Raw genomic sequence first — 16,365 nt, 5'->3', positions numbered from 1 at the left:
AAACTAAGTATCTCTCAAAATGCAAAATACGAACTGGATTCCTATAACTCTATATATGCTTATTCAGCTAAATCCTCCCCTGTAACAATCTGAAACAACGTGGCCGCATTTTTATCTTGTAATTGAGCGTACCGATTATCTCCTGAGATGATTTCCACTTTATCCTTATTAGCACTTACCCAAATTTGATACAACACAGCTTTTGCCTCTATTTTCGGATTTTTAAATTGAAAAATAAAGTGATAATCAGCTGGACGAGACATTTCCACCTTTTTGTTTTCAAAAGCAGTATCAGTTAATATTTTCTTTACTTGCAACACTTCATTATTATCTATCACTACCTTAAGTTCACCATATTCATTATCACCAATATGTTTTTGGACTTCGATTCTTTGCTCTTCATTTTCTAATACATTTGAACAGCCGGTTATTATGAATATGAAGATACTAATAATAACTAGAGACCAATTTCTAAATTTCATATTAATACCCTCTTTTCAATACAAAATATCTTAAATTGTAAAATAAAGGTAATTAATTTAAACTTAAAAATATAAATAATAAAGAGGGAGGAGTGTCGTTCCATGCAGTTACAAACATACACTTGGAAAAGTTATACGTTTCTCATTGTAAGTATATTCGTTACTATTAATCTCTTTCTCTTCACACCTATTTTAGACCGAGTTGGAGTAGAATATGTCGTGCCTTTCGCCTACTTCATATTAACTTCCGCTGTTATAGCAATCATATTAGCAGTCGTCTCTTTTTGTAGCCGAGCTGAGAAGAAAATTTTAGCCATAATCGGTTTATGTTTTACGCTATGTAACACAGCGATTATTTTATTTTTCCTTTGGTTTAGTTACCATTTCACTTAAGTGAAATATAAATAAATTCCATAAGCTACAAATGTAATTAGTAAAATAGAAATGCTGAGCACCGTGTATATAATCCATTTTACATTTGAACTCATATACTCCCTCCTCTCACCTTCTAACAATTCCATTATATAACAAAAAAGCATTGGATACCCAATGCTTTTTTACACTTACGCAAATAAAGACGTATTCGCATATAACGCTGGTGAACCACCTGAATGTACGAATAAAATGTTGTCTTCTTTATTAAATGTACCTTTTTTAATTAAGTCGATTAGTCCCGCTACTGCTTTACCCGTATACACTGGATCCAGTAAAATACCTTCAGTTTTCGCAAGTAATTGAACTGCTTCCACCATTTCTGGCGTTGGCAACGCGTAACCTGGTCCTACATATTCATCAAAGCATGTAACAGCTTCACGCGGGATAAAGTTCGGAATACCAACGTGAGCTGACGTTTCCTCTACAAGTTTTGCTACTTTCTCTTCTTGTTCTGCTTTTCCTCTACTTACGTTGATTCCGATTACAGGAATGTGACTTTGTGTTCCAGCAAAACCAGTAATTAAACCAGCGTGCATACCAGCGCTACCACTTACACAAACAACTGAGCTGAAATCAATTCCTTGATCGAATGATTGCGCCATAATTTCTTGCGCACAAGCAACGTATCCCATTGCACCAGTAGGATTTGATCCACCAACTGGTATTACATATGGTGTATTACCTTTTTCACTAACTTCTTTCGCTACTTTATGCATCTCTTCCATAAGATCTGCTCCGTTTGGTACAACAATTACATTTTCAGCACCTAGTAAATGATATAAGAAATAGTTTCCGTTAAAGTCTGGCTTTTCTTCTGGCTCAAGCCCTTCTTCTAATACAAGAATACATTTCATTTTTTCTTTTACCGCAGCTGCAAGCGTTAGACGGCAATGGTTTGACTGAATACCACCAGCTGTAATTAACGTATCTGCACCTTTTTCCTGTGCATCCGCAACTAGAAACTCTAACTTTCTCGTCTTATTACCACCAGCTGTTAAACCAAGTAAATCATCTCGTTTAAAATAAATAGTCGGCCCGCCAAGTGCTTCAGAAAAATTGTTTAATTTTTCAATTGGTGTATATGATTCTGTATATTTTTTTCTCGGGAATTTAGCTAAATTCATTAATAACGCTCCTTTGTACTTCTTTCACAATATATGTAACGATACTATTATTACATGTAAAAATGATGAAGTCACCTTTCTGGAGGAAAAATGTATTGGAATTCGGTTTAGATGTATGAAATTGCATTAAGGATTTTAACTTCATTACGGTACATGAAATTTATTTCAAGGATTTTTTCAATATATCGACTTACCGACAAAAACCGACAACCTAAAAAGAGCCCACTCATTCAAAAGTAGGCCCTTACCAATCACTTATTTGCTGAAAATCGAAGTAGCTGCGTTAATCCTGATTCTAAATTCATTTCGCCTTTATGGCGTACGTATACAATTTTGTCCCCATCAAATTTTGGCGGCTTCCCTGGATTATACGTATTCCACTCACTCGTTCCTTCTACAGAGTACTCCATATACTCCGTTGCACCGACGATTATATTTTTACTATCATCAGCGGTTACATTTGGTGCCATTTGTGCAATTTTCGAATCACTAATTAATAATTTTTTTATCTCTTTATCACGTTTGTAATCATAAGCTGTCACCATTACATCGCTACCATACGCTTTCACTTGCAACCCTTGTTTAAATGAATAACCATCAGGAGCAGTCTTCTCTCCACCATTTGGTCCGGCTGACATCCAGCCCGTTTCAATTCCGCCTGTATTTACTACAGTAAATCCTTTTTTATCTCCCCCTGCAATTTTCTTTTTACCAGCCCAGTCTGGCAAGTTTAAATCCCAATGCGTATGACTCGTGAAGAAAACAACTTGCGGATAGTCTTTTAATATATCGTACAACTTATCGACGTTTAAATAATCTTGTAAGTACGGTGATTGTCTTGATCCAGATACTGTATCAGGTAAAACGTGATGAGAGAAAATGAAGATTGGCTTATTTTTATCTTTTTGACTATATTCTTCTAAATTTTGTTTTAACCAACCTAATTGCTCATCACTCATAAATACTTCATCCCACATTTTTGAATCGTGGTATTTCATATATTTTTCAGTTCCTAAAAATAAAAGCGGATAACCGTCTAATTCTTTTTTATGATATACCTTTTCTTGCCCGCTAAATTGTAAGTAGCGGTTGAATAGCGTTTCTTCCGTTACACCATTTGGCCATGTACTTTGAGAGAGCTTCCCATCAGCTGTCCATTTACCCGCATAAAACTCATGATTGCCAACAGTTGACCATACATTCTCTGGATGCTTATTTTTGTTTAACACACGCTTCACATCATCATATTGTGACTGTTGTCCAGTTGACGTTATATCCCCATTCATAATAAGTGCTCTAGAAAGTGGCATCACTTTGTTCATATCTTTTAATACGTGGTCAAAATCCCCTAAGTCCCCTTGAATATCACTAATAACATTAAAAGTTGTAGCTGATTTTCGAACTTGCTCTTTCCCTTCCGCATGTGCTGAAAACGTCGGCAATAATACCGCCATAACCGCTAACGAAGCAACTGTCTTTTTCATACAAATTCTCCCCCTAATGATAGAATGTATAAACTGACATGTTCTGTTTTCTCTTAGATGCTTGTCCAATTCACATTATAAGGAGGGATTGTAAAGATAGATGACGTTAAAAGTTAAGTATTTTTTAAGAGATTTTGTCGTTTTTTGCAAACCAAAATTAGCGATTCACGCCAATCTAGCTTTCTAGCCTTTAACATTACATACATGTAAATTTTGATGTTAAATCTTTTATTTTCATACGTTGTTTTTTATTACTTCTAATTTTCGGGAAAAATCCACTAATTAATAATGTTATAATCCATACCATTATTAGAATAAAATTTATTGTATTACCGGAATTCAAGCTGAAAACTCTCCACAAGTAGGCAGCACAAAAAACGAGGATAGCAGTAATAATAAGTAAAAATGTCCTAACTACTAATCCGATGTAGGATTTCTTCTCTTGCTTAAAAATGAAAGTTCTTCTACCTTTGTACAATCTAATTACGAATAGCAGCAAATATACACTAAGTATGGCTCCAATAACAATTGATGTAATGGAATTACTTTTTCTCTGCTCAGCTAGAGAGAAGTAACTTTCAGGTAATTTTCCAGTTTCATGTTCAATCCATGCATGGTAAATATCCTGTCGTAAGTCTATACCACCTTCACCATTTGTAAGGATTACCAATCCATCCTTTGTATTAGGAATGAAACCATAAAAAGAATGCCAGCCTCGATTGTCACCAGAATGATAAAGTAATTTCCATTGATTAGATAGTTTTTTTTCAAATATACCTAAACCATCCTCCCCTAATACCGGCTTTTGCATTTCCGTAACACGTTCACTTTTGATGACACCATTACCTTCATTATTTGCATCCATGCTAGCAAGTATCAATGTCATCATATCGGTAACATTTGTCTTAAGACCTGCAGCAGCCTGTTCGGTAAATTGGTAACTAGGGAGCTCCTCTCCAAAATATCCATAAGCTTTCGACAGGTTATGGTTTTCAGGACGTTGTAAGAATGAACTAGATTTCATTCCTAAAGGTTTCATAATTTGTTCTTCCATATAACGATCAAACGGTATTCCGGTAACCTCTTCCATTACAAGTTGTAAAATTGTATATCCGCCACCAGAGTAAATTGTTTCTGAACCTGGTTTATTGGTAACCTCCACTGGTTCATTAAACCATCCTTTTCCAGACAGAGACTCTTCAATAGAGTCAAGATGTTTCCCTGGTGCAACCCCGAGGTATCCTTTATGTGCAGACAGCCCTGCTGTATGGCTTAACAATCTTCTTATTGTGACTTCATTATTATTAAACTCTGAATTAGGTAATTTCCATTTGGTCAGATATTTTCCAACGGGATCATCTAGTGATAAACGACCTTCATCTACAAGATGCAAGATTCCCCACGCTGTAAGGCTTTTAGATATGGAACCAGCTTGAAATAAAGTATCATCACTCACCGCTTTTTTTGTCTTTTTGTCTACATAACCGTAGTTAAGTGTATAAGCAATACGCCCCTCATGTACAATCCCTATTGCAACCCCTGGTACCTCATAATTCTCCTGCCATTTTGGTACCTGTTCATCCAGCTTTTTTTTGAAATCCTCTATACTTCTATCAGTCAACGTGCCCGATTCTGCCCTCACCACATTTGTAAACCATGCTTCATTCGTAATAAATATACAAATGATGAAACATAAAATACTTTTGCATATTATCGATGCCTTTTGCCTATTCTTCATTTGCTCTACCCCTTTTTCAGAATATTCTATCCATCAATCAGAGTATCCCATTCTAATATCCCATTCTATCGATTTTTATTACTTAACCTTACAAAATTGTAATAAAAATCAAAGATCTACTATTGTCCTTTATCCGAGGGCAATGAAATTCATTAACAAGATTGATATGAAGTTATATTTATTGTTTCAGTTAAGGCCCCTAAAATACTAGTTTGGTTAATCAAATAGATATATTCCAAACTACAAAAATTTATAATAGAAAAGGTGGATTTTAGTTTTAATTAGAATTTGAACAAAGTATTGCTGCAAATATTTATTCTATAAAAAGAAGAACCCCACACATTTTGATTAAAATGTGTGGGGTTCTTTTGGCTTCCTTAAGTTTTTATAAAAAAGATTGATTATTTTATGTAGCCTACTAAAAAAACATTTTGTTTAATCAACTAACAGAACAAGATTAAACACTTAACTCGTATTAGTAATTTTTACTGTTTCTGTTGATAAATATAAAAATACTGCCTAACACACTTAATGAAAGTGCAAAATATAATAACAAATCAGGTAGAAATTTCAAAGGAATAATATCAATTAATTGTAAAACAATAATGACAAGGATACCTAAATATAGAATATTGTACAAAACATTATTAGTTTTATATAGAATTTCTCTTCCTCGTTCGTCATTTGCTTCATCACTTGATTGAAATTTTATTACATACATCTTACTTATCACTATTAAACCAAATAATAAAATTTTTAACAACAACATATGTATCACTCCTCTAGATAATCAAATACGTCGGTTAACGGCTTTTCAAATACATTTGCGATTTTAAAGGCAAGAATTAGAGAAGGGTTATATTTATTCTTTTCAAGAGTAGCGATAGTTTGACGACTAACTCCCACTCTTGTTGCCAGTTCTTCTTGGGTCCAACCTTTTTCTGCTCGACAAACTACAATTTTATTATGCAACAATAGTAACACCCCTTGAGATAATTGTAATTTATTTTTTACAAATTGTAAATTATTTTTTACAATATATTTTTAAAATTAAAAATCCTCATAAAAAAAGACATAAAGATTTCTCCCATGCCTACTAATCTTCTACTTCTTTACTATATGTACATAATGCGCTGTTTCAAAAACTTAATAAAAAAGAGAACTACTCTTCAAGCACTTCTCTCTTTCATCCAAACGATACATATAAAATAAATTATTAAAAATATACTATATAAACTCCATAACGTAAGTATTGCAGCTACACTTAAATAAAGAGTTTCAGGTAATAAGCGATCATAAAAGTCTTTTTCCTTGCAACTACCGCAATTACTGCTAGAAAAGAAGGAAGTAAGAACATGAAAAATACAGTGATATATACTTCCTTATCAAGCTCTTGATTGCTATACGGATTGAAATATAGAAAAACAATTGAAAGGATAAAGATACTTTTAGCAGCTACTACCCCTATATAATTCTTCATCATTCCCCGCCTTCCAATAGCAATGTACTTAATACTTTCCATTCCTGCTATCTATATCTTCCGCTCCATACAGAACTCTCTTTGGGTTCACAACAATTAAAACAACTGCAACTACTAAATAAAAAATCGCGTTATACATGATTAGATCGATTAAGTTTCCGTTTATGATGCCAATAAAGAAATTAAAGAATTGATGGATAATGATTGGAATGATTAGATTTTGATTTAAGTTATAAAATGCAGTCATGACGATTTTTATAGATATGATAGAGATCATAAAAAATAGAATATATTTAATTAGGTCCATGCCTACAAATCCTGTAGTAAACCAAATAGGTAGATGCCACATCCCCCACCAAAATCCTATAATTAGCGAAGCTTTTAGTGGTGAATGCCTCTTTTGAAGCTCAATTTGTGCAAATCCTCTCCATCCTAGTTCTTCTCCCAATGGCCCCGCAAGAAAGTTTTTAACAAAGAAATAGATTAGCATTCCCCATGAAGTGACAGTAAAAATAGAGTCTACTTTACTATTTTTAGATACGAGAAATAAAATTATCAAAAATATGAAGGCTTGAATCATAATTGTAGTAAGAATCACAGAAAATTTAAGTTTATTCTTGAATTTCTCTTTTACAAACTGTATAAAGCTCTGCCCCGGATAGATTTTCTTAAATAGCACGGCAAAAGCAAAAGTTGAGGACCAGGACGATATACAAAACATTACATCAAAAACCCATGCTGGGAATCCTAGCATACTTATAGCTCCTACAAGCAAAAAAAGTGGCAGAAAAATGATATTGGTTAGTACGATAAAACTCACTACTGGTTTTTTTAGTTTCTTTTCCCTATTCATGCATAATCCCCATTTCAAACTAAATATTTCGTAAACATAATAGTATTTATATTTACAGATACCTTCAGCTTAAACCTGGGGGTTACTCACAGGTCAATACATGTTTGCATTATTTTACAGGTGCATAAATTTCTAAAAATATACGCTCAAGTTCCTCTTCATATGTGGTAAGTAATATATTTATATACACTAGCCCCAAAAGTTCATGCCCTTGTTCTGTCGCTGCTTTTCTTAAACTAGATTCCACATTATGATCAATACTTTCCCCACCAGTTGCCCACCTTCCATCTTCAATAACTGTATAAATACATTTTGGATGCGATAGAATTTTCCCTTCCAATCTTTTATCAGAGTCTTCTACTTTTCTTACAATTATAAATTTATCTTCTATAATCCCCTCTTCATTAAAATTGATAACTCTTCGTAGAGATGTTAAAGTAACTGCTTTTTTTAAACTATCCGTATTCTTTTTCAAAGATTCATATTCATCATATGCAGTAAAATGCTCTATTTCTCCGTTTACTTCTAATGGCTTCATTTCTTTTACTACGTATTTCCCTAAGAATTGCGTTGTTTTTTCGCAATCTTCTTTTACAATTTGAAGCTTTTTTAAAAGAAGTTTTTTATATTCTATCTCCTCTAAAACTTCTTGTTCTTTTTCTTCTAACAATGATTTTATTCCCTCTATACTCTTACTTTTTCTTAATTCCTGAATTTTTTTTATTTCAATATCCATTTCCCTATAGAAATTGACCGTTGTTATATCATATATATCAAAATGATTATATTTTCTATATCCATTCTCAATATTTTGCTTTGGCTTGACCAAATCTTTTTCCTCATAAAACTTCAAAGTATCTCTAGATACATCTAAAAATTTAGCGACTTGTCCAATTGTGTACATTACGTTCTCCTTTATCATTGCTACTTAATTTATTACATTCATACTTCATATTCTTTACATTATCGAATTTCCCTTCCTACTAATATTCCCCCCTTGTTTTCCCACAAAAAAAGACACAGAGATTTCTCCCCATGCCTACTAATTCCTACTTCTTCACCGCATGCACATAATGCACCGTCTCAAAAGCTTTTAAATAATCGTTTCGTCCTTCAAAGTATAATGTATGAATATCCTCAGGTGATAAATGCTCATAAATGAGTAAGCCCGCCTTCTCTAACAGTGCTTCCATTTCGGTATAAGAAAAACACGATTTCATCGGTTCTCCGCCTACTGTAGCCATTTTAACCATATTTCCCACTCGATTGGACAATCCTTTTTCCGTAAATAAGTTTTCATCCGGATAATCGAATACGATAGAACTCCCCTCTGGAATCATCTCGAATAAGTATTCTATTAAACTAGATAGCTCCTCTTTCGTTAAATAGTACGTAACACCTAATAGGCTAAAGAAAGTCTTTTTATTTTCAAATCCTTCATTCTGTAACTGTTCATAGAAAAATCCTTTCGTAAAATCCATTGAAACAAAATGAAGGTTATTTGGAACTTCAAGTTCTACTTCTTTTATTCTCTCCTTCTTAAACTGCTGCGTGGAAGGATGATCCACTTCAAATATTTCTATATTATTTTCTAATTCTCGGTGTCTAAAACTGAACGTGTCTAAGCCTGCACCGAGTATGACGTATTGTTTTGCACCTAATGTAATTTCATGTAATAATACTCTTTCACAATATGCCGCACGTGCTAAAGGTGTTGGTGATAACTGAACTTGTGTAATCCATTTTAATATTTCTTTCGGATTATCTTGAAACTGCTCTGCAATGTCTTTATTGAAAAACTGTATTCCTTGAACCATATTCGTTTCAATATCGCTTCGTTCTTTTGACGAAATGAATTCTTTAGCAATATAATCATCAAAGATTTTAGAACTATCAAATTCACTATGATATGCCCTGCTGAAAGCTGATACTAACGACGTTACACTTGCTTCACCTTGTTTCACGCACATACACTCTCCTTCATTTTCACAACAAAAATAGGGTTCCCCTGGCCAGGAGAACCCTATTATACACTTTATTTTTACATTGGTAAATTATAGCATAAATAAGTTTTTTTGTCAAGTTTTCAGCCTGTTACTACTCCAACACTTTGTATATACTCTGGCAGGAAAATTGTCGATCCACACAGAATGTTCCAAATTATAACAATACAAATGGAGGCCAATATGAAACGATTCGTCATTATTACCGTAGGAAAAACACACAGCGGAAAAACTACATTTGCTAAAGAACTAGAAAAAGAGTTATCCCACTCTTTCGTTATGGATCAAGATAACCAAGCAGAATTTATTAACACGCATTATGCAAAATTACAACCGGTTGAAGGCGCCAATACCTTTAAACACTGTCTTTCGAAATTCATTGTTGATTATGCGAAAGAACATACGAGTTTACACCTTATTATTAGTAACTCAAATAGAAGCCGAAACGGCCGGATGTATTTACTCAATGAATTGTTTCCAAAAGAAGAATATGTACGCATACTCGTTCATTTTGACATTCCAGATGATGTACTTTACGAAAGAGTAGCTCGAAGCACGCGAAGTACGAATATTTTTAGAGTTGGTTATTCTAGTTTCAAAGAAGTACTTGATCGACAACAGTCTGAATCACTTCAAGAAGATGTGGTAGATCCTATAGAAAACGAGGCTAATTATTTGTTTGTTATTCGTAATAGTAAGGATGTAAACTCTACTATAGAAGAAATTGTTCATCTTGCTAAAGACCTCTCCACTATCCAAAAATAAAAGACTATAAGAATTACATAATGATAGATTATTATGCAAATACTTCCTCTAGACATCGTACATGGTATATAATGATAAGATAATCTACTTCTATATGCTCAATTTTACACAAAACAGCTCATGCATATGAAAGAAAAGAGGTACAAAAATATGAAAACAAAACAAACTATCGCTGCGTCTACACTAGCTTTAGCAATGATTGCTGGCGCAAACTCTGCTCATGCGGAAGTAACTGATGCTACTCCTCAGCAAAGTACGGGAGATCGATTAGCTGAAATTAAGCAACATAGACAAGAGTTAGACGCGAAATTGCAGCAACACAAAGAAAACGTGGATCAAACATTGAATGAACTTAACCAAGTTAAGGAAAATGTTGATACGAAGGTTAATGAACTACACGAGCGTAAACAAGTTGCAGATGAAAAAATTAACGAAATGAAACAACGTAAAGAAGAGTTAGATGCAAAACTTCAGCAAGACAAGCAAATCGCCGAAGATAAAATCGCTGAAATGAAAGAGCATAAAAAACAAGTAGAAGATAAAGTTGCTGAAGTGAAAGAACATAAGCAAAATATCGATAACAAAGTGAATGAGATTAAAGAACATAAACAAACTATCGATGAAAAAGTGAATGAAATGAAGCAACATAAAGAGAACATCGACCAAAAGGTTAATGAACTTAAGGAAGTTAAAAAACAGGTAGATGAAAAATTAGCTGAGTTAAAGAAAGCAAAACAAACTGCTGAGGACAAACTTGCTGAGCTAAAAGAAAATAAGCCGAATACTGGGAACACGTTAGAGGAACTTAAGAAAATTAAAGGCAATTTAGATAGTCTTTCCGCTAACTTAGAACTAGCGAAACAAGATGTAAAAAACAAACTAGCTGAATTACAAAAAGCTAGAGAAGATTTACTAAATAAAATTAACGAAATAAAACAAGCGAAACAAACTGTTTCAGACGATTTAACAAAGAAAAAACAAGACTTAGATATTAAAATCAATGACTTTAAACATACTGAGAAAAAAATTGATGACAAATTAGCTGAGGTACATACAACGAAGCAAAATGTAGATAACAAAATTAATGAAGTATCTCAATCGAAACAAACGCAAACAGACAATAACAATACTACTGTTCCAGCGAAAAACAATGCTAGAGAACTCCCTAACGCTGGTAGTGAGCAATCAAATAATATGGCTTTAGGTATGTTATCTGTATTAGGCGGCGTTTTATTAGTAACACGTAATAAAATTAAAGCGTTATTCTCAAAATAAGGCCCTTATAACTATATTTTATAAAAAGGGACAACCGCACATTTATATGCGATTGTCCCTTTTTCTTTATATTAACTTTCCATCTCGAAGCGTCAATATACGATCACATACATCAAGCATTCTTTCATCATGTGTAATCATAATTGCTGCTTTTTGACTTTCTTTCACTTCACGTTTCATCATCTCAACAACTTCACGTGCGCGTTTTGAGTCTAAACTTGCTGTTGGCTCATCCGCTAATATTAAATCTGGATTGTTCATAAACGCACGAGCGATTGCTACCCTTTGTTTTTCCCCGCCAGATAGTTGATTTGGATAATGTTTTTTTCTTTCGCCTAATCCAAATGCCGCTAATAAATGATCCGCACGCTTTTCTGATTCTTGTTTGTTTTCTTTTTTAAGCTTTGCAATGTAAAGCAACTGTTCTTTTACATTTAAATATGGAACAAGATTTGCGAATTGGAAAATGAAGCCGATTTTTTTCAAACGAATGTCTGTCATTTCCTTTTCTGATAACTTCGTAATATTTTGCTCACGAATGTAAATATCCCCTTTTGAAGGTGATAATAATGCACCCGCAATTGATAATAACGTACTTTTCCCTGATCCAGAAGGACCGACGATTCCGATAAACTCTCCAGCTTTCACATCAAGCGACATCGGATGAAGGGCTGTTACTTCCGTATTCCCTTCTCCGTACACTTTACTTACTTTGTCTAATTTCAATAATGAAGTCATTACATCCCGCCTCCAATTGCTTCTAATGCATCAACTTTTAATACTTGGTATAACGAAATAAGTGTTCCTAAAATACTAATGACGATAAAGATTGCTGCGTATTGTACAATCATCGGTGTTGTTAATAAGAACGGCATACCTGCTGGTAAAATTTGTTGTAATCCTTGTACAAGAACAATACTGATTACCATCGCAACGACTGATAAGAATAACGCCTGTATGACTAAACTATTTGCTAAATAAGAGTTCTTCGTACCAATTGCTTTTAATACGCCTAATTGCTGTGTTTTTTGCAATGTAATGACGTAGAAGAATACGCCGATTAGTAACGCAGCGATAACTAGTAAGAATGCAATGATCATCGTTAATGTCCCTTGCTCTTCTTTAAATCCTGGAATACTTTGCAGTACTTCTTTTTTGTCAATTACGTGTGCATTTTTAATCTCTTTATCTGTGTTAAGTGCAATTGCACTATAATCTTTTTGGTTTGGTTGTGAAATAGATCCCCATACGTCTTCATTTACATAAACAACTGGTGTATGGCTAAACATTTGATCTTTCGTAAATCCAACGATTGTAAATTCTTTCTTTGAAACAGGATCGATAATTGTATCGCCAATATCGATTCCTTTTTCTTTAATAGATTCATCAGCAACCATTTCGTTATTTGCTGTACCTAATTTCTCACCTTTTACAATGTTCGGCTCTAAAAATGAATCACGTTCACTTGAGAAAATAGCCACATCCACTTTTTTCGAACTATCTTTCTTTTCATATGTTGAAACTTTCACACGAAACGGAACTGCCTCTTTCTCGCCTACTTGATTTACTACGTTATCTACATCGTCTTTCTTAATTTGTGAACGAAGTAATTTATTTTCCGCATCATCTGCTAAAACGAACTTATTTGCCTCCATATTTTGAATCGATGAAGCATTATCATATGATAGTCCATTTGCTAATCCTGAAATAACAAGAACTAAAAATGATAACAACACCATAATCAGTCCTATTAATCCGTATCGTAATTTTGATTGTTTTAATTCACGCAGAGCTAAAAACATTTCGCTCGCTCCTTCCTCTTTCTTTCTATGCACTTATCATAAAAAAGAAATATGAACGGAATATGAACAGAAGATTACAGAGAGTAAAACTTAATTTTCAGAAAGTATTGAAAATAATCAAAATCCTTGATACAATTCAGTCAAATAATCTTGACCGAGTAATTTTATTTGAGGAGTTGATCATGTTGAAGCCCATGTTAACACTAACTACTTATAGCCAACTAAAAGCAATAAGCGATCCACTACGTGTCGAAATGATGATGCGTCTATGCGAACGCCCTTATACAGGGCAATTACTATCTGAGAAATTCGGCATTCCAAGGGCGAAAATTCATTATCATTTAAAAGAATTAGAAAAGAATGGTTTTATAGAGATTGTTTATACAGAAGAAAAGAATGGCATCATTCAAAAGTTTTATCAATCTGTTGCGAGAGGCTTCACCCCTGCTGCAGAACTATTACCTCATTTAGAAATATTAAGCGAATCAGGTCGCCAAATCTTTTTACAAATGACGGAAAGAACGAAAAGCCATATTCTCGCTGCACCAGAAGAAGCTTTTACATTACGAAAAGTAAGCGAAGATCCAGCTGAGTGGAATTACGTTTCATCTTGCTGGGAATTTGATGCTACGCCAGAACAATTTCAAGTGTGGGTGAAAAAGTTTCATGAATTGATGAGTGAATTAAATGATATCGCAAAAGACGCGGATAAAGATCCAAATAGTAAATCTTATTACATTTCTACTACTGCACTACAAATCGATGAAAAAGCAATGCAGCGCTTTGTGAAAAAAGAAGAAAAATCGTAATACGATTTTTTTTACATAGACGGTCAAATTTATTTTACCGAATAAATTTTTTATAAAGGAGTAGATTAAATGGACTTATTAAAAAATCGAAATTTCCTCTTACTGTTTTTAGGAAGAATTTTTACAAACATAGGAGATAGTTTGTATTATGTAGCCGCGATGTGGCTCGTATACAAGCTCAGTGGTAATCCTTTTTATTCTGGATTGGCTGGTTTTCTTACATTATTACCTTCTGCATTACAATTTCTTACTGGTCCATTCGTTGATAGATGGTCAATAAAAAACACCCTCGTCATTACACAAGTTTTGCAATGCATGCTTATTTTAATCATTCCTATTACACACTACTTCGATCTATTAACAGTTCAACTACTACTCATCATCATGCCCATCGTAGCCTTTATCGAACAATTCGCCTATCCTGCACAATCAAAAGCCTTACCACTTCTACTTCATAAAACACAACTATTAAAAGGAAATTCACTCTTTTCATTTGCGTATCAAGGCATTGATTTAATTTGCACGACGCTTTCTGGCATATTAGTAGCACTACTTGGCGCAATCACTTTATATGTAATTGACTCTATTACATTCGCGATTACTGCCCTTTTGTTCTTTTCATTGAAAATGCCAAAGCAAGCAGAAACCAATACATCACTTTCAACTAAACAATATTTCTCTGATTTAAAAGAAGGTTTTTCGATCGTCTTCCGTTCATTAATGGGCGTATTCTTAATCGGTTCAGTAGTCGCTAATTTTTCAATCGGTATGACGATGGCGATACTCCCTTCTTTCGCTGATTCTTTAGAAGGCGTGAAATCATATGGCTTCTTTTTAGCCGCTATATCAGCCGGCAGTTTAATTGGAGCATTATTCAGTTCATGGGTTGGTAAACGTAATGTTGGCCGTGTCTCTATTATTGGCTTTGCGACTGGTGCTATCTTTTGGTTTCTCTCTACGATCGTACCGTTTCAGTGGTTGTCTATTCTCTTATTCGGTCTAGCCTGGATTCCAATTGGTGCAACCAACATATTATTTGCGACAATTAGTCAAATTGTAATTCCAAATCAGTATATTGGACGCATCAACTCAGTCATGCGAAGTATGGGCACAATTGCTATGCCGTTCGGTTCTTTAATTGGTGGATACGCCGCAAATGTATTTAGTAGCCAACTCATTTTCGCGCTCGCTAGCATCGGTATTTTATTTATTTCTCTCGTATGGCTACTTCATCCGAAATTACGGGCTTTGCCGAAATCTGATGAGATTACAGCGGATACTTTTGGGGTTCAGTTTAAAGTAGAGCATGGGAAAGATGCGGCTTTATAACAGGAACAAACATAATCCCGTTCTAAATTTAGGACGGGGTTAAAATGTAGTTATTTAATTTTTAATGTACAATAAATACTTCACTAAAAATATAACAATAGCACCAACTAAATCGTTCAATTATCGATTTGATGGCCAAGACCCCTGCATTTTCCTTAATTGAATAATTTGGCCTGTATGATAAGCATCATGAAGCATGATATCTAGTAATTTCTCCTCAAGTGAACTTTGTTCAAGCTCTTTTTCAGAAATTGCGCTCAATACCTGTCTTAAATTGCGCTGAGCATTTTCAGAACGTTCAACGACTTCCTTCCATTCTGTGTCATCATTAGATTGCTTAGTAAGATAAAAAGTGTCATTACCGTCAAGATTATGTGTCCATTCATGACCTTCCAAGTTTGCAGCAAGCCTCTCTTTGTAATAAATGAGATGATTAACGCTCTCCCAAATGGTATTCGTTGCCTCACCAGATGGTTTCCACATAGCCTGTTCAGCTGTAAGTCCTTCTATAGCATGTTTAAATGGTGCATACCAGCTCTCTTTATCGAATGTTGAATCTAGTACGTTTAATAACAAGTCAGTTCGTTTCAAAGTAATTTCCTCCCTAAATAGTTAAAGTCTCAATAAAATCCTTATAACTCTGTAGAGATTCTACAAGTTCAAATAAACTTCCTCCTGATCTTACTCCACAAACTCGTCCGATTATGTAATGAAAATGACTCACATTTTTTCACTTTACACGTATACTAGCGACCAAAAAAGAAGAGGCTGTCCCCAAACAGCCTC

The 16,365-nt window shown here is 34.1% G+C and carries 18 protein-coding genes; 5 read left to right on the top strand and 13 right to left on the bottom strand.

The window, feature by feature from the left end; genetic code table 11:
- Positions 1-59: 59 nt before the first annotated feature.
- The gene (locus tag K5S59_RS23555; RefSeq protein ID WP_098258189.1) at positions 60-482 is read right to left on the bottom strand and encodes a YhfM domain-containing protein; all 423 of its coding nucleotides are present in this window, start codon (positions 480-482) and stop codon (positions 60-62) included.
- Between the two features lie 102 nt (positions 483-584).
- Here K5S59_RS23555 and K5S59_RS23550 point away from each other — a divergent pair, with 102 nt between their 5' ends.
- Entirely contained in the window at positions 585-875 is a 291-nt protein-coding gene (locus tag K5S59_RS23550) for a hypothetical protein (protein ID WP_098258188.1), read from the top strand.
- Between the two features lie 170 nt (positions 876-1,045).
- Here K5S59_RS23550 and cuyA read toward each other — a convergent pair whose 3' ends face one another.
- From cuyA to K5S59_RS23505, 9 genes are all read right to left on the bottom strand, one after another.
- Positions 1,046-2,041, bottom strand: a complete 996-nt coding sequence (gene cuyA / locus K5S59_RS23545) for a D-cysteate sulfo-lyase (protein ID WP_001046601.1) — start codon at positions 2,039-2,041, stop codon at positions 1,046-1,048.
- A 251-nt stretch (positions 2,042-2,292) separates the two neighbouring features.
- Positions 2,293-3,525 carry a DUF4073 domain-containing protein gene (locus K5S59_RS23540; protein WP_098258186.1) on the bottom strand — a complete coding sequence of 411 codons (1,233 nt, stop codon included), beginning with the start codon at positions 3,523-3,525 and terminating at the stop codon, positions 2,293-2,295.
- Positions 3,526-3,721: 196 nt separating this feature from the next.
- Positions 3,722-5,263: a serine hydrolase domain-containing protein gene (locus tag K5S59_RS23535; RefSeq protein ID WP_000797427.1), complete on the bottom strand. Its 1,542-nt coding sequence runs from the start codon at positions 5,261-5,263 to the stop codon at positions 3,722-3,724.
- 475 nt (positions 5,264-5,738) lie between these two features.
- Entirely contained in the window at positions 5,739-6,032 is a 294-nt protein-coding gene (locus tag K5S59_RS23530) for a hypothetical protein (RefSeq protein ID WP_000925449.1), read from the bottom strand.
- 5 nt (positions 6,033-6,037) lie between these two features.
- Positions 6,038-6,238, bottom strand: a complete 201-nt coding sequence (locus K5S59_RS23525; protein WP_000903049.1) for a helix-turn-helix transcriptional regulator — start codon at positions 6,236-6,238, stop codon at positions 6,038-6,040.
- Positions 6,239-6,527: 289 nt separating this feature from the next.
- Positions 6,528-6,746 (bottom strand): hypothetical protein, encoded by a 219-nt coding sequence (locus K5S59_RS23520; protein WP_002072343.1) that lies wholly within the window; start codon positions 6,744-6,746, stop codon positions 6,528-6,530.
- A 25-nt stretch (positions 6,747-6,771) separates the two neighbouring features.
- Positions 6,772-7,596, bottom strand: coding sequence for a CPBP family intramembrane glutamic endopeptidase (locus K5S59_RS23515; protein ID WP_001078415.1), 825 nt, complete (start codon positions 7,594-7,596; stop codon positions 6,772-6,774).
- A gap of 109 nt (positions 7,597-7,705) precedes the next feature.
- Positions 7,706-8,500: a MerR family transcriptional regulator gene (locus K5S59_RS23510; RefSeq protein ID WP_120450491.1), complete on the bottom strand. Its 795-nt coding sequence runs from the start codon at positions 8,498-8,500 to the stop codon at positions 7,706-7,708.
- Between the two features lie 145 nt (positions 8,501-8,645).
- Positions 8,646-9,566: a class I SAM-dependent methyltransferase gene (locus K5S59_RS23505; protein WP_120450494.1), complete on the bottom strand. Its 921-nt coding sequence runs from the start codon at positions 9,564-9,566 to the stop codon at positions 8,646-8,648.
- Positions 9,567-9,782: 216 nt separating this feature from the next.
- On the opposite strand from K5S59_RS23505, the gene K5S59_RS23500 reads away from it, so the two are divergent.
- Positions 9,783-10,364 carry an ATP-binding protein gene (locus K5S59_RS23500; protein WP_120450496.1) on the top strand — a complete coding sequence of 194 codons (582 nt, stop codon included), beginning with the start codon at positions 9,783-9,785 and terminating at the stop codon, positions 10,362-10,364.
- A 150-nt stretch (positions 10,365-10,514) separates the two neighbouring features.
- The gene (locus K5S59_RS23495) at positions 10,515-11,639 is read left to right on the top strand and encodes an LPXTG cell wall anchor domain-containing protein (RefSeq protein WP_000851027.1); all 1,125 of its coding nucleotides are present in this window, start codon (positions 10,515-10,517) and stop codon (positions 11,637-11,639) included.
- Between the two features lie 66 nt (positions 11,640-11,705).
- On the opposite strand, the gene K5S59_RS23490 is transcribed toward K5S59_RS23495, so the two are convergent.
- Entirely contained in the window at positions 11,706-12,377 is a 672-nt protein-coding gene (locus K5S59_RS23490) for an ABC transporter ATP-binding protein (protein ID WP_000202603.1), read from the bottom strand.
- Positions 12,377-13,441, bottom strand: coding sequence for an ABC transporter permease (locus tag K5S59_RS23485; RefSeq protein WP_000477764.1), 1,065 nt, complete (start codon positions 13,439-13,441; stop codon positions 12,377-12,379). Before K5S59_RS23485 ends, K5S59_RS23490 begins: the two co-directional genes overlap by 1 nt.
- A gap of 182 nt (positions 13,442-13,623) precedes the next feature.
- Here K5S59_RS23485 and K5S59_RS23480 point away from each other — a divergent pair, with 182 nt between their 5' ends.
- Positions 13,624-14,250 carry an ArsR/SmtB family transcription factor gene (locus tag K5S59_RS23480; protein WP_120450498.1) on the top strand — a complete coding sequence of 209 codons (627 nt, stop codon included), beginning with the start codon at positions 13,624-13,626 and terminating at the stop codon, positions 14,248-14,250.
- Between the two features lie 69 nt (positions 14,251-14,319).
- The gene (locus K5S59_RS23475; protein ID WP_120450500.1) at positions 14,320-15,579 is read left to right on the top strand and encodes an MFS transporter; all 1,260 of its coding nucleotides are present in this window, start codon (positions 14,320-14,322) and stop codon (positions 15,577-15,579) included.
- 120 nt (positions 15,580-15,699) lie between these two features.
- On the opposite strand, the gene K5S59_RS23470 is transcribed toward K5S59_RS23475, so the two are convergent.
- Positions 15,700-16,170 carry a DinB family protein gene (locus K5S59_RS23470; protein ID WP_000831312.1) on the bottom strand — a complete coding sequence of 157 codons (471 nt, stop codon included), beginning with the start codon at positions 16,168-16,170 and terminating at the stop codon, positions 15,700-15,702.
- Positions 16,171-16,365: the final 195 nt, after the last annotated feature.

The sequence above is a fragment of the Bacillus sp. BML-BC051 genome (genome assembly GCF_019656175.1).
In the GTDB taxonomy this organism is placed as follows: domain Bacteria; phylum Bacillota; class Bacilli; order Bacillales; family Bacillaceae_G; genus Bacillus_A; species Bacillus_A mobilis.
Note: the sequence above shows the minus strand (reverse complement) of the source record. Positions and strands in the feature narration are given on the sequence as shown.